Source organism: Neorhizobium sp. IRS_2294 (genome assembly GCF_050500145.1).
In the GTDB taxonomy this organism is placed as follows: Bacteria; Pseudomonadota; Alphaproteobacteria; order Rhizobiales; family Rhizobiaceae; genus Neorhizobium; species Neorhizobium soli.
In genome coordinates this window covers 1,072,384-1,093,682 of the sequence record NZ_CP191439.1, presented here as the reverse complement: position 1 = coordinate 1,093,682, position 21,299 = coordinate 1,072,384, and the positions used below count along the sequence as shown (strand labels likewise).

General features: G+C 60.8%; 18 protein-coding genes and 1 tRNA gene. 10 read left to right on the top strand and 9 right to left on the bottom strand.

Going from position 1 to position 21,299, the window contains the following annotated elements:
• Nucleotides 1-338 precede the first annotated feature (338 nt).
• The 5 genes from ACQY1K_RS05195 to ACQY1K_RS05175 all read right to left on the bottom strand — a co-directional run bounded on the left by ACQY1K_RS05195 (nt 339) and on the right by ACQY1K_RS05175 (nt 5,461).
• Entirely contained in the window at nt 339-1,391 is a 1,053-nt protein-coding gene (locus ACQY1K_RS05195) for a porin (protein ID WP_092661800.1), read from the bottom strand.
• 418 nt (nt 1,392-1,809) lie between these two features.
• Complete coding sequence (locus ACQY1K_RS05190) at nt 1,810-2,877, bottom strand: porin (RefSeq protein ID WP_184654824.1); 1,068 nt, start codon at nt 2,875-2,877, stop codon at nt 1,810-1,812.
• Between the two features lie 359 nt (nt 2,878-3,236).
• Nucleotides 3,237-3,327, bottom strand: a tRNA-Ser gene (locus ACQY1K_RS05185).
• Nucleotides 3,328-3,412: 85 nt separating this feature from the next.
• Nucleotides 3,413-4,210, bottom strand: a complete 798-nt coding sequence (locus ACQY1K_RS05180; protein ID WP_430258469.1) for an aldolase/citrate lyase family protein — start codon at nt 4,208-4,210, stop codon at nt 3,413-3,415.
• Nucleotides 4,211-4,240: 30 nt separating this feature from the next.
• Nucleotides 4,241-5,461, bottom strand: coding sequence for an NAD(P)/FAD-dependent oxidoreductase (locus tag ACQY1K_RS05175; RefSeq protein WP_430258468.1), 1,221 nt, complete (start codon nt 5,459-5,461; stop codon nt 4,241-4,243).
• 232 nt (nt 5,462-5,693) lie between these two features.
• On the opposite strand from ACQY1K_RS05175, the gene ACQY1K_RS05170 reads away from it, so the two are divergent.
• Nucleotides 5,694-6,041 (top strand): hypothetical protein, encoded by a 348-nt coding sequence (locus tag ACQY1K_RS05170; protein ID WP_430258467.1) that lies wholly within the window; start codon nt 5,694-5,696, stop codon nt 6,039-6,041.
• 121 nt (nt 6,042-6,162) lie between these two features.
• Nucleotides 6,163-7,272 (top strand): pyridoxal phosphate-dependent aminotransferase, encoded by a 1,110-nt coding sequence (locus ACQY1K_RS05165; protein ID WP_430258466.1) that lies wholly within the window; start codon nt 6,163-6,165, stop codon nt 7,270-7,272.
• A 190-nt stretch (nt 7,273-7,462) separates the two neighbouring features.
• On the opposite strand, the gene ACQY1K_RS05160 is transcribed toward ACQY1K_RS05165, so the two are convergent.
• Nucleotides 7,463-7,729, bottom strand: coding sequence for an SEL1-like repeat protein (locus ACQY1K_RS05160; RefSeq protein ID WP_062579770.1), 267 nt, complete (start codon nt 7,727-7,729; stop codon nt 7,463-7,465).
• A gap of 521 nt (nt 7,730-8,250) precedes the next feature.
• On the opposite strand from ACQY1K_RS05160, the gene ACQY1K_RS05155 reads away from it, so the two are divergent.
• From ACQY1K_RS05155 to ACQY1K_RS05140, 4 genes are all read left to right on the top strand, one after another.
• A complete protein-coding gene (locus ACQY1K_RS05155; protein ID WP_192086800.1) occupies nt 8,251-8,601 on the top strand; it encodes a DUF2147 domain-containing protein in 351 nt (116 codons plus the stop codon).
• A gap of 168 nt (nt 8,602-8,769) precedes the next feature.
• Nucleotides 8,770-10,272 carry an AMP nucleosidase gene (gene amn, locus ACQY1K_RS05150; RefSeq protein WP_062453407.1) on the top strand — a complete coding sequence of 501 codons (1,503 nt, stop codon included), beginning with the start codon at nt 8,770-8,772 and terminating at the stop codon, nt 10,270-10,272.
• Nucleotides 10,273-10,318: 46 nt separating this feature from the next.
• Complete coding sequence (locus tag ACQY1K_RS05145; protein ID WP_113111136.1) at nt 10,319-10,597, top strand: hypothetical protein; 279 nt, start codon at nt 10,319-10,321, stop codon at nt 10,595-10,597.
• Between the two features lie 68 nt (nt 10,598-10,665).
• The gene (locus ACQY1K_RS05140; RefSeq protein WP_430258465.1) at nt 10,666-11,022 is read left to right on the top strand and encodes a type II toxin-antitoxin system VapC family toxin; all 357 of its coding nucleotides are present in this window, start codon (nt 10,666-10,668) and stop codon (nt 11,020-11,022) included.
• Here the strand turns inward: ACQY1K_RS05140 and ACQY1K_RS05135 are convergent, their stop codons facing one another.
• Nucleotides 11,023-11,997, bottom strand: coding sequence for a lysylphosphatidylglycerol synthase transmembrane domain-containing protein (locus ACQY1K_RS05135; RefSeq protein WP_430258464.1), 975 nt, complete (start codon nt 11,995-11,997; stop codon nt 11,023-11,025). It abuts the gene before it with no gap.
• Between the two features lie 155 nt (nt 11,998-12,152).
• On the opposite strand from ACQY1K_RS05135, the gene ACQY1K_RS05130 reads away from it, so the two are divergent.
• On the top strand, nt 12,153-13,178 hold the full coding sequence (locus tag ACQY1K_RS05130; RefSeq protein ID WP_430258922.1) for a glycosyltransferase family 2 protein: 1,026 nt from the start codon (nt 12,153-12,155) through the stop codon (nt 13,176-13,178).
• 150 nt (nt 13,179-13,328) lie between these two features.
• The gene (locus tag ACQY1K_RS05125) at nt 13,329-14,882 is read left to right on the top strand and encodes an ArnT family glycosyltransferase (RefSeq protein WP_430258463.1); all 1,554 of its coding nucleotides are present in this window, start codon (nt 13,329-13,331) and stop codon (nt 14,880-14,882) included.
• A 2-nt stretch (nt 14,883-14,884) separates the two neighbouring features.
• On the opposite strand, the gene ACQY1K_RS05120 is transcribed toward ACQY1K_RS05125, so the two are convergent.
• On the bottom strand, nt 14,885-16,252 hold the full coding sequence (locus tag ACQY1K_RS05120) for an aspartate aminotransferase family protein (RefSeq protein ID WP_092661784.1): 1,368 nt from the start codon (nt 16,250-16,252) through the stop codon (nt 14,885-14,887).
• Nucleotides 16,253-16,345: 93 nt separating this feature from the next.
• On the opposite strand from ACQY1K_RS05120, the gene ACQY1K_RS05115 reads away from it, so the two are divergent.
• Nucleotides 16,346-17,680, top strand: a complete 1,335-nt coding sequence (locus tag ACQY1K_RS05115; protein WP_430258462.1) for a glutamine synthetase family protein — start codon at nt 16,346-16,348, stop codon at nt 17,678-17,680.
• A 150-nt stretch (nt 17,681-17,830) separates the two neighbouring features.
• The gene (locus tag ACQY1K_RS05110; RefSeq protein WP_430258461.1) at nt 17,831-20,077 is read left to right on the top strand and encodes a mechanosensitive ion channel family protein; all 2,247 of its coding nucleotides are present in this window, start codon (nt 17,831-17,833) and stop codon (nt 20,075-20,077) included.
• 29 nt (nt 20,078-20,106) lie between these two features.
• On the opposite strand, the gene ACQY1K_RS05105 is transcribed toward ACQY1K_RS05110, so the two are convergent.
• Nucleotides 20,107-21,066, bottom strand: coding sequence for a diacylglycerol/lipid kinase family protein (locus ACQY1K_RS05105; protein WP_430258460.1), 960 nt, complete (start codon nt 21,064-21,066; stop codon nt 20,107-20,109).
• Nucleotides 21,067-21,299: the final 233 nt, after the last annotated feature.

Below are 21,299 nucleotides of genomic sequence, written 5' to 3'. Positions count from 1 at the left end.
TTGTAATCTCCAAACAAACGCAGATGAAACAATGCATGTCGTAAAACAAGGTCGTCCATGGAAGCAGGAATCACCCCGAGTCGCGTGGTCGGCTGCCGAGACGCTAGTCGTCGATCAACTTTGCGGCAACGAAATCGGCACTGTTGTGTCCATTAGCGCCTCAATCGAACCGGTCGGTGTTGCAAGCATTCATCAGTTTGTTCGTGTGTTCTAAATCGCTGAAGAGCGGACGATGCTGCGTTGCAGCGAATCATCAAGCGACCGTCCGAATCAAACGCCGAAACGCAAAAGGCCCGGCAGAAGCCGGGCCTTTCGTAAAACCAAATCCTTTTAAAGGATCAGAACGTGCGCTGAAGGCGAACCATACCAGCGAACTGGTCTTCGTCGATTGCATCCCAGCTCGTGTAGGAGATTTCTGGCTGGATCAGGAGGCCGGAAACCGGGGTCCACTGAACGTTACCAGTTGCTGCGAAGGTTTCGTTGTCCGTGTAGGAAAGCTGTACGTTTGCAGCAACCTTGTCGGTGAACTTGTAGCCTGCGCCACCCCAAACAGCCCAGTCACCCCAGCTCGTGCCGACGCTGTCGCCAGGCGCGTACTTGTTGGTGGTGTCGCCGTCTGTGTTCCAGCCACCGAGAAGGAAGGCCGAGAATGCGCCGAAGGTGCCGGAGATGCGCGCCTTGATTGCGCCTTCTTCCTGCGACTCGTCGTAACCACCGACGAGCGAAGCAGCGAACGTGCCGCTGTCGTACTTGATACCAGCAACTGCATCCGGCCAATCGCTTGCGCCGCCTGGGATGTCGTTGTCGTTGGTGCCGTCGTCTTCGAGCGAGACTACAGCCTTGAAGCCGTTGCCACCGTCAAAGGTGTAGGTAACCTGGTTCAGTTCGAACGGGCCGTAGGAGATCACGTCATCGTTGATGACGTCGCCAGCGTAGCCGGAGAACGACGAATACTGCGAGTCAGCAAGACCAACCAGGAAGCCACCCCAAGTGATGTTGGCTTCGATCAGACGCGTGCGCGTGTTTTCTTCAAAACCAGCGGCCGAGTTGTGCGGGTTGTAGTCGAAACGAGCGACGATACGGGTCTTCAGTGCACCCCATTCGGTGTCGGAAGCTGTGTCGAGCGAGATGTGCGCGCGGCTGTTGGTGTACAGGCCATCGCTGTTTGGCGTGTAGGCATCAGCATAGCCTGCGTCGAAACGAACGTAGCCACCGATCTTGAGGCAGGTTTCCGTGCCTGGGATGTAGAAGTAACCCGTGCCGAAAGCGTCGCAAACGCGAACGTATTCCATTGGCTCCGGCTCAGCAGCGACGATAGCGTCAGCGGCCTGGGCACCGGAAACTGCTGCGAGAGCTGCAGCGGAGCCGAGAAGAAGGCTCTTGATGTTCATATTTGACCTCCAGTCAAAGTTTCAAAAGGGGTGAGTAGCTTGCTGGAGCCAGCACATCTGCCCCTCCCCGCGACTCAAGAAACGGCGACGAACCGACGCGCTTCATGTCCCGAAGCTACGAGACCTTCCCAATTGTGACAAGTAAATCACAAGCTTCGATGCGCGTTTTTGGTGTTTATTTGCAAAAGTGTTGCAACGTTTCATCGCATTGGTTTCGAGCGTTAACCAACACTTAATAAACGGGCCGGGAATCGGCGGTCCGCGACGCGTCGAGGAACCGGTGACCACCTCAGTCACGGGAGAGAATCACCAGACGGCCGCGATTGATCGCGACAGAAACAGCCGGCAGTTTCATTGCCCAAACGACAAAAGGCCCGGCGTGAGCCGGGCCTTCCGTGAAACAATCCTTGGGTAAGGATTAGAACGTGCGCTGAAGGCGAACCATACCGGTCCACTGATCGTCGTCCATCTGCGCGTTGTCGACGCTCGTGTACGAAACTTCTGGCTGGATCAGGAGGCCCGAAACTGGGGTCCACTTGACGTTTGCCGTAGCAGCAAGAACTTCGGAGTCGGTGTAGCCAACCTGTACGTTAGCAGCAACCTTGTCGGTGAACTTGTAGCCAGCGCCACCCCAAACAGCCCAGTCACCCCAACCAACGACTGCGTCGCCGTAGTTCGTGCCTGGTGCGTACTTGTTGATGTCGTCGCCGTCCGAGTTCCAGCCGCCCATGAGGAAGGCCGAGAATGCGCCGAACTTGCCGGAGATACGGCCCTTTACAGCGCCTTCTTCCTGCGATTCGTCGTAACCGCCGACGAGCGAAGCAGCGAACGTGCCGTTGTCGTACTTAGCGCCGAGAACTGCATCCGGCCAGTCGCTTGCGCCGCCTGGGATGTCGTTGTCGTTGGTGCCGTCGTCTTCAAGCGAAGCAACAACCTTGAAGCCGTTGCCAGCGTCGAAGGTGTAGGAAACCTGGTTGAGTTCGAAAGGACCGTAGGAGATCACGTCATCGTTGATGACGTCGCCAGCGTAGCCCGAGAACTGCGAGTACTGCGAGTCAGCGAGACCGACCAGGAAGCCGCCCCAGGTGATGTAAGCCTGGTTCAGACGTGTACGAGTGTTTTCTTCGTAGCCGAACTGCGGATGATGCGGGTTGTAGTCGAAACGAGCTACGATCTTGGTCTTCAGAGCGCCCCATTCGGTGTCCGAAGCGGTGTCGAGCGAGATGTGAGCGCGAGTGTTGGTGTACGAACCTTCGCGGTCGAGGCGGTATGCGTCGTTGTACTTAGCGTCGAAACGAACGTAACCACCAACCTTGAGGCAGGTTTCCGTGCCCGGGATGTAGAAGTAACCTGTGCCGAAAGCGTCGCAAACGCGAACGTATTCCATTGGCTCCGGCTCAGCAGCGACGATCGCGTCAGCAGCCTGGGCGCCGGAAACTGCTGCGAGAGCTGCAGCGGAGCCGAGAAGAAGGCTCTTGATGTTCATATTTGACCTCCAGTCAAAGTTTCATATGGGGATGGGTCTTTTGCTAAAGGCCAGCGTTCCCTGCCCGTCCCCGGGACTTTGAAAACGGACGAACCACCGCCGCGCTTCCGTGGTTCAAATTACAAATGCAGGCCGCGCATGCAATCGCGAACTGGCCATCCGCACGTTCTACCCACCTGCTTCACAAACCCGTGTTGCCGAAAGAGCACAAAAGCACCTCAGGCGACCGTTAAAAGTTTACACATCGTTAAGAAACACATTGGAAAGCAGCCACTTAGGCTTCGCGCAAGGTTCAGCGAACTACGCGCGCAACAGCGAGTCCAGGATCGCAAATCGATTGGGATTTTGAAGTTTGGGAATGGCGGAGAGGATGGGATTCGAACCCACGATACGGTTTTGCCGTATACTCCCTTAGCAGGGGAGCGCCTTCGACCACTCGGCCACCTCTCCGGTCCGGCCTGATTATTTCGGAACGTTGCCGATTGCAAGGTCTTTCGCAGGCCGATCCCGATTCGAGACCGGAATAGGCGTGGAATCAGTAGCTGGCAGGCCCTGCTCCGCCCGAACCGCGTCCATAGCGACCGGCGAGCGTCTTCAGGGCAGAGGAATAGAGAGCCACATCGGCGCCGACGGCCACGAACGTAGCGCCGAGATCGAGATAGCGGCGGTTGAGATCTTCGTCGAAGGTCAAGATGCCGGCCGGTTTGCCGGCGGCGACGATTCGGCGAATCGCGTTCTCGATCACGTCCTGCACTTGCGGTGCACCGATCTGGCCGCGAAACCCCATGTCGGCGGAGAGATCGGCCGGACCGATGAAGATGCCGTCAACGCCCTCGACCTCAGCGATTCGCTCGATGTCATCGATCGCAGCCATGGTTTCGGCCTGCACCAGAAGGCAGATCTCGTCTGCAGCCGTGTCTGTATAGTCTGCGATCGCGTTGAAGGCGGACGCGCGGGCAACGGCTGCACCCACGCCGCGTTTTCCCTCCGGCGGATAGCGGACGGCATCAACCAGTGCTTTCGCCTGTTCGGCCGAATCGACCATCGGCACCAGAAGCGTGCGGGCGCCGATGTCGAGCAGTTGCTTGATCATCCAGGTTTCGCCCATCGGCGGGCGAACGACGGCTTCCGATGAGGAGGAAGACAAGGCCTGCAACTGCGCCATGATGCTGCGCAGATCGTTCGGACCATGTTCGCCATCGATGACCAGCCAGTCGAAGCCCGCATGGCCGGCAATTTCCGCCGGCAGCGGCTCGGCCATGTTGAGCCAGAGGCCGATCTGCGGCAGGCCGGCTTGCAAACGAGCCTTGAAGGCGTTTTTCGGTGCCGGCATGGTATCTCCTTTTAAAACATGCTGTCTTTATTACGCGAGCAACTGCTTGAGGTCGGTCGCCGGATCGGCGATCAGCGCCTTGTCTGCCGTCATGCCGTTATCCAGCAGCTTCTTGCCGGTCACATAGGCCTTGGCGTCGTTGATCGCATCCACCGCGATCAGGCGGCCCTCGCGGAAATACCAGATCGAGACGCTGCCTTCCCGGCTGCCCGGCCGCATCACTGTCTCGTCGTAGCCAAGGTTGAACCCGGCGATCTGCAGCTTCACGTCATACTGGTCGGACCAGAACCACGGCTTTGCCTCGTAGGGCTCGGCTGACCCGGTCAGGGTCGCGGCAACCAATTCGGCCTGGTCGACTGCGTTCTGCACCGACTCGAGACGGATATTGTTGCCCTTCCAGGGCAGCATGGCGCAATCGCCCATGGCAAAGATTGCCGGATCGGACGTGCGAGCATAGTCGTCGACGAGGATGCCATTGCCAACGTCGAGGCCGCATTGCTGCGCCAGCCGGTCGTTCGGCGTGACGCCGATACCGACGATGACGAAATCGATATCGATGACCGTGCCATCGGACAACTCGGCCCCGCGAACCCGGCCGTCCTCGCCGATCAGGCGGGTAAGGCCTGTCTTTTCCCGGATGACGACACCGTGCTCGGCGTGAATGGCCCGCATCACGTCGGCGGTTTCCTTAGACGCGACTCGCTGGAGAATGCGGTCAGCCATCTCGATGAGCGTCACTTCAAGCCCGAGATGGCGGGCGACAGCTGCGGCTTCGAGGCCGATATAGCCACCGCCGATGATCAGAAGCCGGCGACCTGCCTTCATCTCGTCGGCGAGGAGATCGGCGTTGCGCTTGTCACGGACGGTAAAGACACCCGTGAGATCACCGCCGATGCTGGCTGGAAGGGTGCGCGGCGTCGAGCCGGTGGTCAGCGCCAGATGTTCATATTCGAGGACAGACCCGTCCTGCATTCGGATCGTCTTTGCATCCCGGTCAATTTCTTCGACAAAGGTCGAGAGCCGGAGCTCGACATCGTGTTCCGCAAACCAGGTTTCCGGGCGAAACGTCAGGCGGTCGAAACTCATCTCGCCCATCAGGTACTTCTTGGACAGTGGCGGCCGCTGATAGGGAATGACATCTTCGGAGCCAATCATCGTGATAGGCCGCTCATCCTTCAGCGCTCTCAGCTTGGCAGCGAGCGCGAACCCGGCCTGCCCTGCCCCGACGATCACCAATCTACCTGCTGCCACGCCCTGCTCCCATCGCGAAAAACTCGCGGCTGAAGGGGTAGCGCCGCCCCGGCGACCCGTCAACAGCCCGATTTCGGCACACTAACGGTGCAACTTGCGCAACGCGTGATCATGACGCGACGAAAACGCGCAGATCAGCGGCATTTTACCCATCTGTTTCAGAATGATTCATAAAAAGAGGAATAAAGTCATAGTCGAGGACGAGAACGAGGGAGGCGATCTGCCGGGTACGATGATGAAGGATACCGCACACGACCATGCTCATACGGGCGATCGGGCATTTGAAAGGTTTACGATAGACCGGCCTGGCCGGATCATCTTTGTCGGACACCATCTCTCGACCAATACCGCCTTCCGCTGCCTGATCCGGACAATCTCTCTTTATGGCGCCGAACTGGACGTCAGTCCCAGCCTGCCGGTACCGGCCAACTTCTTCCTGGAAATCCTCGGCATTCACGACGAAATCGGCTGCACCGTGATGCGCCGCGAAGAGGAGAAGGTCACGGTCGCCTTCAACATGCTGATCGATGCGGAATTCCTGCATCACGTCATCCGGCTTTCGTTCGAAACGAGCCACTAAGCCGGGTCGTCGTCAGGGGCATAGTTTTGCTTCATGCGCGCCATCAGCGGCCTTGTCCGCCCTTGCACGCCGTTCAAAGCCCCCTATTGTGTGCGGACTTTTTGAACCGGATCCTGATATCATGTCTTCATTCTCGCGCTTCACGCCGCTCATTGGCGCTCTTCCCGCGACCGTTCCCTTTGTCGGCCCCGAGGCCATTGAGCGCGCCAGAGGGCGTGCCGTGCAAGCCCGAATTGGCGCCAACGAGAACGGGTTCGGCCCTGCCCCGTCAGTCATCGAAGCCATGAAGTCCGCCGCCGCAGACAGCTGGAAATATTCGGACCCGGAGAATTACCAGCTGAAGCAGGCGCTTGCCGCGCATCTTGGCTGCAACGCCGAAAACATTGCGATCGGCGAAGGCGTGGACGGTCTGCTCGGCCAGATCGTGCGGATGGTGATCGAGCCCGGAATGCCTGTCGTCTCCTCCTACGGCGCCTATCCGACCTTCAACTTCCACGTCGCCGGCCATGGCGGCACGCTGGTAACGGCGCCCTATCGCGATGATCGCGAAGATCTCGACGCCCTGATGGATACGGTCATCCGCGAAAATGCGCCGCTCGTCTATTTCGCCAATCCCGACAATCCGATGGGCAGTTGGAACGATGCCGAAAAGATCGTGTCCTTCGCGCGGGGCCTGCCGGAAAGCTGCCTGATGGTGCTGGACGAGGCTTATTGCGAAACGGCGCCCGATGGAGCGACACCGGAACTCGCAGCGCTGATCGACCTGCCGAACATCATCCGCACCCGGACCTTCTCCAAGGCCTACGGTCTGGCGGGCGCGCGGGTCGGCTACACCATCTCGACGCCCGACAACGCCACCGCGTTCGACAAGATCCGCAACCATTTCGGCATGAACCGGGTCGGCGTGGCAGCAGCACTGGCGGCACTGAAAGACCAGGATTATCTGGCTGAGGTGATCGACAAGATCAAAGCGTCTCGCGACCGGATCTCGGCGATCGCCCGGGCCAACGGGCTCGAGCCGCTGCCATCGGCGACCAATTTCGTGGCGATCGACTGCGGCCGCGATGGTACCCATGCGCGGGCGATCGTCGACGGTCTGATGGAGCACGGCGTCTTCATTCGCATGCCGGGCGTGGCACCTCTCAACCGCTGCATCCGCATCAGCGCAGGACCGGAGCAGGATATGGCATTGCTGGAAGAGGCGTTGCCGAAAGTTCTGAAGGGTCTCTAGAACAGAAAAAGACCGCGCCGGCCTTGTTTCTGCCGGTCGCGGTCTTTTGATCTTCAGCGGCTGCGGTTTGTTGCCGGGAACAGCTCCGGTTCGCGCCGCGTCTCCATCCCGTTTTCTCTCTGGTAGGCCCGTGTTCTTGTTCGCCGGCCTTCTTCTGGGCCGGTCGCATGATTGAATATGCGCTTGCGCGTTAGTGGATGGTCATCCATTCGCGGGCTGCGCGCAGCGCTTCTGCAAGCTGCATCTTGGTCATCGTCGCGGCGAGATCGGCGCGCAGTTCGGCGGCGCGGTCGCAGCCCTTGATCGCGGCAATGTTCAGCCACTTGTGGGCAGAGACCAGATCGACCGGGCAACCCCGGCCGGTCGCATACATCAGACCCATGTCGCAGAGAACGTCTGCGCGAGCCTCGCCACCCATGGTGGCCATTTCGGAAGCATTCATTTCAAAGCGTGCCATCGGTTCGTATCCCTGTTTCGAGAACGTTGTTCTTGTCGTCTGCCCTGTTTTCCGTCGGGACCGTCGCTGTCTTGTGCAGCTTGTTGTCGGCCCTTCCGGGGTGGCGGTTTGTGCCGCTCTTTGATGATTTGAGTATCGGCCAAAGCTTGCAAAAAGCGCCTAAAAAGCATGATTAATTTGCTGAAAACAAAGTGCAAACGCTTGGTAAACTTGGTTTTTTGTTAAACATCGCGGCCCTTGGCTATTAAGGGTTTTGCGGACATTTTTACGAAAAATTCAGATCTGGATTTCAACCCTTTCTTCACCACGAATTCGGGTCGCGTTTTCATCGCGTCGAAATAAACGCGCGTCGCTCGGCGAAAACGGCGGGAGATTCGGCTGATATTCCGCCCCATGCGCAGGCTCAGGATATTTACCTTTACGTGTGCGTAAGCTAGATTTTCCGCTGTTCGCGCGAGGAGGTGCGAACGCTCAGACATATGACCGGTGCGGAAGCGCCGGCTCCGGGAGGGAAAACCATCATGAAGCGCATTTCGATACTCGCAGCTGCTTTCTCATTCTTCGCCTTCGGCATAGCCGGCACCGGCCATGCGGCAGAAGCGATCGAGGGCAACTGGAAGACCGCGAGCGGCGAGACGGCAGAGATCGGCAAATGCGGCGGCGCCTTCTGCGTGACGCTGAAAACCGGCAAGCATGCGGGACGGCAGATCGGCAAGCTTTCGCCCAAGGGCAGCGACTATACCGGCGAGATCACCGATCCCGAGGCGGACAAGACCTATAGCGGCTCCGGCTCGGTCAGCGGCAATTCGCTCAAGATGAAGGGCTGCGTGATGAAGATCCTCTGCAAGTCGCAGACCTGGACGCGCCTCTGACGCTATCGTCGCGATAGCAGGCGGCAGCGTTTGCGATCCCGGCAGTCACCTCTGTAACGGGTGGGCCGGGATAGCAGTGCAGGTCTCGCCGGCGATTGGGGATGAGATCAGGCTATTATCCCCGTCAGCTGTCGTTTGATTGTCGAAAACTTCCCATTATAATAGCGCATGAACACACGAATCTCTTCACTCCCCGCCCTTGCTTTCATCAGCCCGAGCCCTGTCGCGGCGCAGGCTTTCGACAATGCGGAAGCAGCCGTCGATGCGCTGACAGCGCTTTACGAGCGCAACACGTCCTTCCTGATCGATGCCTTCGGCGCACTTGCGAAGGGTGCGGCCGTGACCGGTCGATACCGCGCCTGCTATCCGCAGGTGATGATCGAGACCACGTCGTTCGGCCATGCGGATTCGCGTCTCTCCTATGGCCACGTGACGTCCCCCGGCGTCTACACGACAACGGTGACCCGGCCGAAACTGTTTCGCCATTACCTGATCGAGCAGCTCGATCTGCTCATTCGCAACCACGGCGTTCCCGTGATCGTGTCGGAATCGACGACACCGATCCCGCTGCATTTCGCATTCGGCGAAGGCGCGCATATCGAGTCGTCCGTCAGCAACGCGATGGCCGACATCCCGATGCGCGACCTGTTCGACACGCCGGATCTCAACAATACGGACGATCTTATCGCCAATGGCGAATACGAGGCCCCGTTCGGCGAGCCTGCGCCGCTTGCGCCGTTTACCGCGCAGCGCATCGATTATTCGCTGGCAAGGCTCAGCCATTATACCGCGACCGGGGCAGAGCATTTCCAGAATTACGTGCTGTTCACGAACTACCAGTTCTACATCGACGAATTCGCCGCCTGGGCGCGTAAGCTGATGGCGGAAGGCGGCGACGGGTATACGGAGTTCGTGGAGCCGGGCAACATCCTCACCACCGCCGGAAACGACCGGCCGGAGAACCCGGGCACGATCCGGATGCCGCAGATGCCGGCTTATCACCTCAAGAAAGGCGATCATTCCGGCATTACTCTCGTGAATATCGGCGTCGGGCCTTCCAACGCCAAGACGATCACCGACCACGTCGCCGTGCTGCGTCCGCATGCGTGGCTGATGGTGGGACACTGCGCCGGCCTTCGCAACAGCCAGCGGCTGGGTGATTACGTGCTGGCCCACGCCTATGTCCGCGAAGACCACGTGCTCGATGACGACCTGCCCGTGTGGATCCCGATCCCGGCGCTTGCCGAAGTGCAGCAGGCGCTGGAAAGCGCCGTCGAGGAAGTGACCGGTTACGAGGGTTTCGAGCTGAAGCGGATCATGCGCACCGGCACAGTGGCGACGATCGACAACCGCAACTGGGAACTGCGCGACCAGCGCGGGCCGGTAAAGCGGCTTTCGCAGTCGAGAGCGATCGCGCTCGACATGGAATCGGCAACGATTGCCGCAAACGGCTTCCGGTTCCGTGTGCCCTATGGAACGCTGCTCTGCGTCTCCGACCGGCCGCTGCATGGCGAACTGAAGCTGCCCGGCATGGCGACGGCGTTCTACCGGACCCAGGTCAGCCAGCATCTGCAGATCGGCATCCGTGCCGTGCAGAAACTGGCGGCGATGCCCACTGAGACGCTGCATTCGCGCAAGCTGCGAAGCTTTTACGAGACGGCTTTCCAGTGACAGCGGGTCAAATCGCGTATACACTTTTGCGTGCATGGAGGCTGCAATGCGCGCGACATCGACAGTCAACGATGACCTACTGATTGAGGCGAAGGAGATCAGCGGGCTGCCGGAAACGGCAACAGTCGAGGACGTGCTTCGCCACTTCGTGGAAGGTGAGCGGAGGCAGCGTGCCCTGAACGCGCTGGAGGGCACGGGATGGGACGGGCCCCGCCACAGCCGTCCGACATTCGAGACGCTGGCGGAAGAATTCCGCAGGCTGACGGCAGACCGTGACCACACACTATCGGAAGTGCTGCAGCGCGAGGGGCGCAACGAGCGATGACCCTTTACGTGGTCGATGCGAGCGTTGTCGTCAAATAGGTCGTCGAAGAGCCCGGCAGACCGCAGGTGATGACCCTTTTGAACCGACACGAGTTGGCGGCGCCCGATCTCATCCTGGCGGAGTGCGCCAACATTTTCTGGAAAAAGGTGCGGCGCCGGGAGTTGTCACTGCAGGAGGCAAGGTTTGCCGCTCTGATGATCGAGGGATCGGATCTCCAGCTTCGGGAGATGCTGCCGATCTGGCTGGCGGCCATAGAGCTTGCCGTGCGGATAGACCATCCCGCCTACGATTGCCTGTATCTGGCCCTTGCCCAACGTGAAGGGCTGCAATTCGTGACGGCCGATGAAAGCCTTGTGCGCAAGCTGGGTCAGAGTACCGATCGGGCGGTAAGGAAGCTGGCTGTTCCTCTTTCGTCTTTCGCCTGATCAATCCCCCCTCTTCGGCCGTGCCGCCAAAAGCGACAATGCGGTGCCGACCAGTGACGAGACGATGACGAGGATATGGGTGTTGACCGCAGCCTTGCCGAGTTCCTCCAATGCCATCCCACCCGCATCCGCTCCGAAGGCTAGCGCGCCGGCGGTAATGCCGGCGGGATAGGTGCCGACGCCGGCGGGTGCGTGGACGGGCAGTACCGAGGACAATTCACCACCGAGCGCGCCGCCGAAACCCGGGCCGACCGAGAGCCCGCCGAGCAGGCCGAGGACCCAGGCAAGAACCGCGATCTTGGTGAACCAGTTGACCAGCGTCGCGCCCCAGGCCCGAGCAAAGGCGTTTGCATCGAGCGGCAGACCGGCCTTGATCTCGTCGAGCAGCTTCTTGCCCTTCGCCGGCAGCAGCTTTTCCGCGAACTTGAAGGCATGGCCGTGTAAGGAAAAGGCTAGCGCCGGCAGGATGAGAAACGCGGCCCATAGCGTCCACGCCCAGATTGCACCGGTTGCGCCACCCGTCTGCAGCACGAGCCCGACGCCGGCGGCGGCCAGCAGGGCGTGCAGATCGAACAGCCGCATGACGAGAAGCGCTGCCGTTGCGCGGGTGAGAGAAACGCCGAACTCGCGCCGCATCAGAAGCGGGAAGCTTGCTTCGCCCGAGCGGAAGGGCAGCATGATGTTGAGAAGGTTATGAACCTGCACGAGCCGCAGCAACGTGCCGAAACGACCACCGGTTTCGCGCGGGAAATAATCGTAGATCCGCCAGGTGCGCAGCACATAGGTCGCAAGCAATAGCGCGAGCGCTAAAGCAGCCGTTCCCCACCCGGCGGCGCTCCATAATGAAACGACCCTGCCCCAGCCCCAGACATAGTGGATGAAGGCGGCGTAGAGGGCCACGATCGCAACTGTGCCAAGCGTCATGGCGTGGCGAATTATCCACGGTCTGCGGCTGGAAACCGGAGAATTCTTCATATATCAGGGGGCCCAATACGAGGTTTCGGGTCAAGCATTAAGACCAAGGTGCAGAGACTGCGGCCGCCATGACGGCGGATCGTCACGCCCGAGGTTTCCCGAGTTTCTAGGAGAAACACAAGGTGCGTACAACAGCAAGTTCGGCGGCCGGCACGATCGATGGCACGCTTGAAGGTACGATCGGCACCGTTTCACCGGTCGAACTCTCCCTCGTCGTGCCGCTCTTCAACGAAGAGGAAAGCGTAGGCCCGCTGATCGAGCGGATCTGCGCCGCCATGGCCACCTATCCCTCGGCATGGGAACTGATCCTGGTCGACGACGGAAGCACCGACGCGACGATCGCCAATGCGAAGCTTTCGCTGTCGCGTTCGGGCCTCATCCTGCGGATCATCGAGCTGCAGCGCAATTTCGGACAGACGGCAGCGATGCAGGCCGGTATTACCGAAGCGCGCGGCCGGCTGATTGCGACGCTCGACGGCGACCTGCAGAACGACCCCAAAGACATTCCTTCGATGGTCGCCGAACTCGAGCGACGCGAACTCGACCTCCTGGTCGGCTGGCGCAAGAACCGCCAGGATGGGCTGTTCCTGCGCAAGGTGCCTTCCTTTATCGCCAACCGGCTGATCGGGCGCATCACCGGCGTCCGCCTGCATGACTACGGCTGCTCGCTGAAGATCTATCGCTCGGCGGTCATCAAGCAGGTCCAGTTGATGGGCGAGATGCACCGCTTTATCCCGGCCTGGGTTGCGGGCGTCGTGCCGAGCTCGCGGATCGGCGAAATGCCTGTCACCCATCACGCCCGCCAGCACGGCGTTTCGAAATACGGGATCTCGCGCACCTTCCGCGTCATTCTCGATCTTCTGTCGGTGATGTTCTTCATGCGCTTCAAGGCGCGGCCGGGGCATTTCTTTGGATCGCTCGGCCTTGGCCTCGGTGCGCTTTCGGCGCTGATCCTGTTTTACCTGTTCATCGACAAGTTCATTCTGGGCAACGATATCGGTACACGTCCGCTCTTCATGATCGGCGTGATGCTGTTCCTGTCCTCGGTGCAGATGATCACCACCGGCATCCTCGCCGAAATGATCGCCCGCATCTACTACCGTGACGGCGCGTCGCTCTCCTATATCGTCAGGGCAGTCCACGAGGGTGTCGCCTCGAGTGACGCTACGCCGCAGCCGTGACACACTCAGCGATATTCTGAAAAAACACGTCAAAAGGGCCGCCGGCACGCTGGCTTGCCGCTTGATCTGCGGGCACGGCATGATACGCCAGACAGACATTCGCGCCTGAATTGTTCAGTCTTCGTCACCGGCGGACCTGGAGAAAACCTTTTGCATAGCCTTGAGGGTTCACATTTCTCCACTGTCAGGGTCTCCGCGGACCGGCTTTCCCGCGGCCGCACGTTTTTCACGGTCCTGGCGGTCTATTTTCTGGTCAATATGGGGGTGCGTGTGGTTCTTCCGCATGCGCTGGAGCTTGACGAAGGCGAACAGGCCTATCTGTCGCAATGGCTGCTGGCCGGATACGGCACCCAGCCGCCGATCTACAACTGGCTGCAATACCTCGCGGTTCATCTCTTTGGCATGTCGATGCCGACTTTGTCGGGACTGAAGAACCTGCTTCTGTTCGGTGCCTACGGCTTCTATTTCCTCGCTGCCCGACAGGTCTTGAAGGACAAGCGCCTCGCGGTGGTGGCGGTGCTCGGTCTTTTGACCATCCCGCAGGTCTCGTTCGAGGCGCAACGGGACCTCAGCCACACCGTGGCGGCGATCTTCGGCAGTTCGCTCTTCCTGTTTGCGCTGTTCAGGCTCTTATCCGTTCCGACGCTTGCCTCGTTCCTTCTGTTCGGGCTCGCCACGGGAATCGGGGGAATGACCAAGTACAACTTTGTCCTTCTTCCGCTCTGCGCGATGCTTGCAGTGCTGATGGAAAGCCGGTTTCGAGACCGGGTGCTGGACTGGCGCATCCTTTTGAGCGGCCTGGTGGCGCTGCTTGTCGTTGCCCCGCACGCCGTCTGGCTGCTCGACAATGTCGAGGCGGCCAGCAGCCGGTCGGTGGACAAACTCATCAGCGCTGACGCCGGTACGCTCGCAGCGATCTCCCGCGGACTGCGATCTCTGCTCCTGTCATCGACCGGGTTCATGGCCCTCACCGCAGCGGTGTTCGCCATCTCGCTGCGTGAAAAGCTTTCGACGGTCATGAGGGCCGACGACGACTGGAGCCGGCTTGCCGGTCGCATCCTGGCATTCGTGATGGCCGTCCTTTTGGGCATGGTCCTGTTCGGCGGCGTGGATGACGTGCGCGACCGCTGGCTCACGCCGTTGCTATTGATTCTGCCGCTTTACCTGACGCTGAAGATCGACGCAGCCGGGATCGACATATCGATGCCGCTCAAGCGCCTCTGGGTGACTGCTGTGGCGATCATGGTGATTGTTCCCCTGATCCTGTTTGGAAGAGTGGCGATCGACCCCTTCACGCGCAACTACGGTTACGTCAACATTCCCTTCGACAAGTTGGCGAAGCAGATCGAGCCGGAACTCGCAAGCGACGGTTCCGAGCCGCGCCCGGTGCTGATCATTGCCGCCGATGGGCATCTGGCCGGAAATATGCGTTTCAACCTGCCAGATACGACCGTTGTCGTCTCGCACCAGCCGGCCGGCATGGTGACCACGGCAGTCTCCGCCTACCGCAAGGCAGTCTTTGTCTGGCGCCGCTCGGATGGCACAATGCCGGACGGGTTTCAAACCGTCTTTGGCCGCTATTTGAAGACGCAGGGGCTCGAAGGGCTTTCGGCTAACCCGGTCATCCTGCGCTTTCCCTACTCCTGGGGACACGAAGGCGACCAGTACCCATTCGCCATGGCAGTTGTCGATCTGCCGGACTGACCCTATTCCGTCACGGTTTCTGCGAGGTGATCCAGAGCCTTTGACAGCGTTCCGACCATTTCGTCGACTTCCCCGCGGGTGATGGTGAAGGCCGGCGATGCCAGCATGCGGTCTGCCGTAGCGCGCATGATCAGCCCGTTTTCGAGGCAGTGGTTGCGCACAAGCGACCCGATATCGTCGGGTTTGGCATAGCGCCGCCGGGTCGCCTTGTCGGCTGCAAGCTGAAGGCCGCCGATCAACCCGACGCTATCGGCCTGTCCGACGACCGGATGCGCCTCAAGGCTTTTCCAGCCTTTCGCAAAATAGGGTCCGATATCGTCGCGGATCCGTTCGACCAGACCTTCGTCTTCGATGATCCGCAGGTTTTCGAGCGCGGCTGCTGCGGCCACCGGGTGGCCCGAATAGGTGTAGCCGTGGAAGAAGTCGCCGACCTCGTTGACCATCACATCCGCGACCCGGTCGGAGACCAGCACGCCGCCGATCGGCAGATAGCCGGAGGACAGGCCTTTCGCGATCGGCGCGAGATCGGGCTCAAAGCCGTAATGCTGGTAGCCGAACCAGGAGCCGAGCCGGCCGAAGCCGCAGATGACTTCATCGGACACGAGCAGAATGTTGCGCGCCTTGCAGATGCGCGAGATCTCCGGCCAGTAGGTATCCGGCGGAATGATCACGCCGCCGGCGCCCTGGATCGGCTCAGCGACGAAGGCGGCAACCTTGTCTTCGCCCAGTTCATCAATCTTGGCTTCAAGCTCGCGCGCTGCTTGCAGGCCGAATTCCTCCGGCGAAAGATCGCCACCCTCGGCATACCAGTAGGGCTGGCCGATATGGTGGATGCCGTCGATCGGCAGGTTGCCCTGTTCATGCATCAGCTTCATGCCACCCAGCGAGGCGCCGGCGACCGTCGAGCCGTGGTAGCCGTTTCGCCGCGCGATCACGAGCGTCTTTTCCGGCATGCCGAGCGCTTTCCAGTAGACGCGAGCCATGCGGAACCAGGTGTCGGTGGCCTCTGATCCGGAATTGGTGAAGAACACGCGGTTCATGTGCGGCCCCGCATGCGACGCGATCTTCTGGGCAAGCAGAATGGCGGGCGGCGTCGTGGTGCCGAAGAAGCTGTTGTAATAGGGCAATTCCTGCATCTGACGGTAGGCAGCGTCCGCGATGGACTTTCGGCCATAGCCGACATTGACGCACCAGAGGCCCGCAAAGCCGTCCAGATACTTCTTGCCGGTCGAATCCCAGATATGGCGCCCCTCGGCCCGTTCGATGATGCGGGTGCCCTTGGCGTTCAGCTCTTTCATGTCCGAAAACGGATGAATGTGGTGGGCGGCATCGATCGCGGCGAGATTGGAGATCGTCGGCTTCTCGTTCATGCGGTTTCCCTCAGGGCTTAGACGCGGCTCAGATTGTGCGACCAATTCTTATCGGCTACCAACGAGGCAGCGCAACCATCGAGATGATGCTTCATGACCGAGACCGCAGCCGAGCCCCATATCGAAATCATGCTGGTCGGCATGAACGGCGACCTGCGCGGCAAACGCATTCCGATGACGGCCGAAAAGAAGATCTGGGACGGAACGGTACGGCTGCCCTCCTCCACCCAGTCGCTCGATATCTGGGGCTGCGACAATGACGAGCTGACCGGGCTTTCGATCTCGATCGGCGATCCCGATGGGCTCTGCATTCCCGACCGCCGCACCCTTGCGCCGATGCCCTGGGGGCCGCCGGGCTCGAAGCAGGTGCTTGCGACCATGCACGAGATGGACGGGCAGCCGAGCTTCATGGATCCGCGTGCGATTCTGGCCAACCTGCTGCAGCGCTTTGCCAAGCTCGGCCTGACACCGGTCGTGGCGACCGAGCTCGAATTCTACGTGCTAGAGGATGACTGGCGCGACACCGGACGTCCGCGGCCGCCGGCAAAACTTGCCTATCGCGGCGAGCCGAACGGTTTCCAGCTCTACGACATGGGCGCAGTCGATGCGCTCGACGGTTTCCTGCAGACAGTGCGCACATGGGCGCATGCTCAGGACCTGCCGGCGGATGCGACAACGGCCGAATTCGGGCCCGGCCAGTTCGAGATCAATCTTCTGCACCGGGCGGATGCATTGGCGGCGGCCGACGACTGCATCTGCCTGAAACGCATCGTCGAACAGGCAGCTAGAAAGCACGGATTGAAATCCACCTGCATGGCAAAGCCCTATTCGGATCATGCCGGTTCCGGCCTGCATGTGCATGCCAGCATCATCGATTCCGACGGCAACAACATTCTCGACGCTAAGGGCGGCGATCCTGCAAAACTTCGATCCGTCACCGCCGGCATGCTCAACACAATGCGTGATGCGCAGCTGGTTTTCGCGCCCTATGCAAATTCCTACAGGCGTTTTCAGCCCGATTCGTTTGCGCCCGTCGATATCGACTGGGGCTTCGGCCATCGCGGAACGGCAGTCCGCATTCCGGACGCGAACGGTCCTGCCGCCCGCATCGAGCACCGCGTCGCCGGTGCCGACGCCAATCCATACCTGCTGCTGACCGCCATTCTCGGCGGCATGCTCCTAGGGCTCGAAGCGGATCTCGATCCCGGTCCGGCAACGGAGCCCGGCCAGAAACCCCCAGCTGACGCCAAACGCCTCACCCATGATTTCCTGACCGCGGTCGAGGATTTTGCTGCCTCGCCTTTCATCCAGGACGTGTTCGGAAAGCGATACCAGACGCTCTTCGGCGACACGAAGCGCAAGGAGGCGATCACCTTCCTGCGGACCGTCAGCGACTTCGACTACCAGACCTATCTGCCTCGAATCTAGGATCCAGCATTCATCGGCGGGCGGCTGGCGGAACGACGATCTTCGCCATATGATGGGAACCTGCCTGCGAGCCTGCAGGGGTTGCAAAAGGACGTCAGGCGCCACGCGCGGCGCGGACGGGCAAGGGCCGCTTGGCCGATGGAGACGCTGATGCCGTTCTGCCGAGCTGCCGCAGCAGCCTTTCTCGGCCTTCTCCTGACCGCATCTCCGATGTGGTCGCAAGACGCGCCGCTGACCGTCGTCCTGAAGCCCGGTCAGACCTCTGCCGACGTGCAGCAGGTGCTGGATCTTGCGGCCCGCACGGGCCGACCGCTGACGGTGCAGGTGGAGACCGCGACCACAACCACCGGCGCCGCTGCACACCCCGCGACCTCCGCATCGGACACGACCTCTGGCACTGCCACCGCAACCAGCGCCGACACGATGCAGATGACGCCGGAAATGGAAGCGGCCAACATGGGCATGGCCAGCTGGGAACGGTTCTCGGATGCCTCGTCCCACGGTTTCACGACGGCGATTGCGGGGCTGCAGGCCCTGTCCACCATGGTGGGCATGACGACCACGCATCTGGATGCCGAGGGCATTGCGAACGGCCGGATCGCGATGGTGGCGCTGCTTTCGCTTTTGGCGGGCGGCGCCGCGGCGCTCAGCGTGCGGCTCCTGTTTGCGCAGTTGCTGCGACACAGCCATTTGCGGGCCCGTCACATCGCCGGCAAGTTCCGCCGCTTCTTCAAGCGCCTGGTCGGCGATCTGCTGTCGATCGCGATTTTTCTCGGTGTCGCCCGGTGGGTCCTGCTGACGATGCTCGCGGATACCACGGCTGCCTTCCAGGTCTGCCAGGCCGCCATTGCCTTCGCCCTGATCCTGCTTGTCTACATGGCGGTGGGACGGTTTCTGTTTCGGCCCGATGAGAGCGGCGAAACACTGTTCGCGATCAGCAATCCGCAATGGCATTTCCATATGCTCACCGCCTATGGGGTGATCACCGCCCTGTTTGGTGAGACCATGCGGCTGTGGAACTGGCTGGGCCTGGACCGGGCCTCGCTCGACGGGTGGTTCCTGATCGGCGGCACCCTGCTGACGCTGCTCAAGCTAACCTGGTTCTGGGGCGGCCGCGCCGGCATCCGCGCTGCGTTCAAAGGCTCAAGCCCGGGCCCCGTCCGGCGCGTCATCGGCAACCTGCTTCCGGATTTCTATGTCGTTTCGGCCATCTTCATCTGGTTCTTCGGGTCGGTCATCATCGGCTCGCCGGACAGTGCCCGCTGGAGTTTCGCGGCCGGCTCGACTCAGGTCATCCTGCTGCTCCTGCCGGTGTTCGCACTCGGTGCCCACCACGTTGTGGACGAGTTCGCGCGCCATTGGGAAACCACCCACGGGGCGGGCCTTTGGTCATCCGTGCTCGCCAGCCTTCGCGTGGTGTGCTCGGGCGCTGTGTGGATCGGCGGCCTGCACCTGATCACCGCGCTCTGGTGGCCGCTGATGACCAGCGGCGGCGATATTGCGACCGGCTGGATCCTCTGGCTGGAGCGGCTGAGCTTTGCCGTGGTTGCAAGCTGGGCCGTCTACACGCTGGTGTGGAAATACGCCGAGACGATCGCCCCACCGCAGACCGTGATGCTGCCCGGCCAGGAAGACGAGCAAGCGGACAAGAAGCAGACAAGCCGCCTGACGACGGCGCTGCCGGTGATCCGCAACCTCGTTCTCGGTGCGGTTCTCGCGGTCGGCTCGCTGATCGTCCTCAGTTCGCTTGGCATCAACGTGGCGCCGCTGCTGGCCGGGTTCGGAGTGCTCGGGCTTGCGCTTTCGTTCGGGTCTCAGGCGTTGGTGAAGGACGTCGTTTCCGGCATCTTCTTTATTGTCGACGATGCCTTCCGGATTGGCGAGTACATCGATACGGGCAAGCTGCAGGGGACCGTGGAGCAGATCACCGTGCGCTCCGTGCGGCTGCGCCATCACAACGGACCCATCCACACCATTCCCTTCGGGCAGATCAGCTCCGTCACCAATTTCAGCCGCGACTGGGGAACGATCAAGTTCCAGCTCCGCTTCGAGCGCGACAGCGATGCCGAGATCATCCGCCGTGCCGCCAAGAAGGTGGGGCTGGGCATGCTGGAGGATCCGGAATTCGGGCCGCAGTTCCTCATTCCGCTGAAGATGCAGGGTATCCAGGACATCACCGAAACGGCGATGATCGTGCGCTTCAAGTTTACCTGCCTGCCCGGCAATCCGGGCATCCTGAAGCGCGAAGCGATGACGCGGCTGCTGGCCGCCTGCAAGGCCGCCGGCGTGCAGCTCGCATCCAATGCGGTGACGGTGCGCTCGAACGGAGCCAATTCCGTCGATATCGAAGCCGCCGCCGCCGGCACGCCGCCACCGCTGACGTCGATCGCTGTCTGAGCGTTCGACATTGCCGCGTTCAGCGCCGATCAGATCGTAGACGGTTCCGGCGACATATTCGCAGCGGCATTTTCGCGTCCTGCAGCCGTATTCTGTCCGGGAACCAGAACCTTCAGTTCGCCGGCATGGATCTTCAGTGTCACGTCCCGCTTCATCGGCAGGAGTTCGCCATCGATGACACAGCTGACGTCGCGGCGGTGGCGAGGAAAGTGCAGTTCGAGTTCTGTTGCCGTCATCGCCGTGACCGCGGCGTTTTCCTTGAGCTTGCCGCGCAGGATGTCGAAGGTGAGTTTTGCGACCCCGGACGGCTTCATCGGTTCTGCGAGGTAGAACCCCAGATGGCCGCTGGTCAGGTCATCGGCAAACATCAGAGGATCGGTGCCGAACTCGTTGTTTGAGACCGAGATGGCCGACACCTTGCGCGAAGTGCGCTTGCCATCGACGACATATTCCATCTCGAATTCCGGCGGGTTGAACATGACGCCGATCGCAGCCCTTGCGCTTGCCCGCATCTTGCCGAGCCTCGAGGCAAAATTCATCGAGTTGCGGTAGCGCACCATCCGGGCATGCAGGCCAGCGGAAAACTGGTGCACGAAGCTTTTTCCGTTGGCGCTGGCGATATCGATCGCTTCGGGCGTACCCTCTGCCAACGTGTCGAGGACTTCCCAGATGTCGAGCGGCAGTTTCAGCGAACGGGCAAACAGGTTCATCGTGCCGGCCGGCACCACGCCGAGAACGATACCGCTTTTCCAGGCAATGCCCGCCGCCGCGGAAATCGTGCCGTCGCCACCGCCGGCGATCAGTCCTTCGACGCCGGGCATCGAGGCTGCCTTTTCCATCGTCTCGACGACCTTGTCGCCGGCAACAACCTTGCACTCGATCTCGTGGCCGGCAGCCCGGAAGGTCTTCAGGGCGTGGTCGCAGTAAGCGTCCATATCCGTGGTTCGGAAAGTCCCGCCATCGCGGTTGAAAACGGCATGTAGTTTCATCGACAAGGGACCAGGTGCTCGAGGGCGGCGGATAACGACAGGGTGGAAAATGGTGAGGCCGCGGCAGATATCAACGGCACCGAATGGCGATTGCACGATTGTGGTACAGTTGGTTTTTGTCAAAAGCCTACCGCGCTGCACAATCACGTGCTAATCTGCCGTCAATTCAACTGCCTCAAAGCCCCATCATTTGCTCCCGGACGCGCTCGCTTCGAGCCGTACCCGTCCGCTTT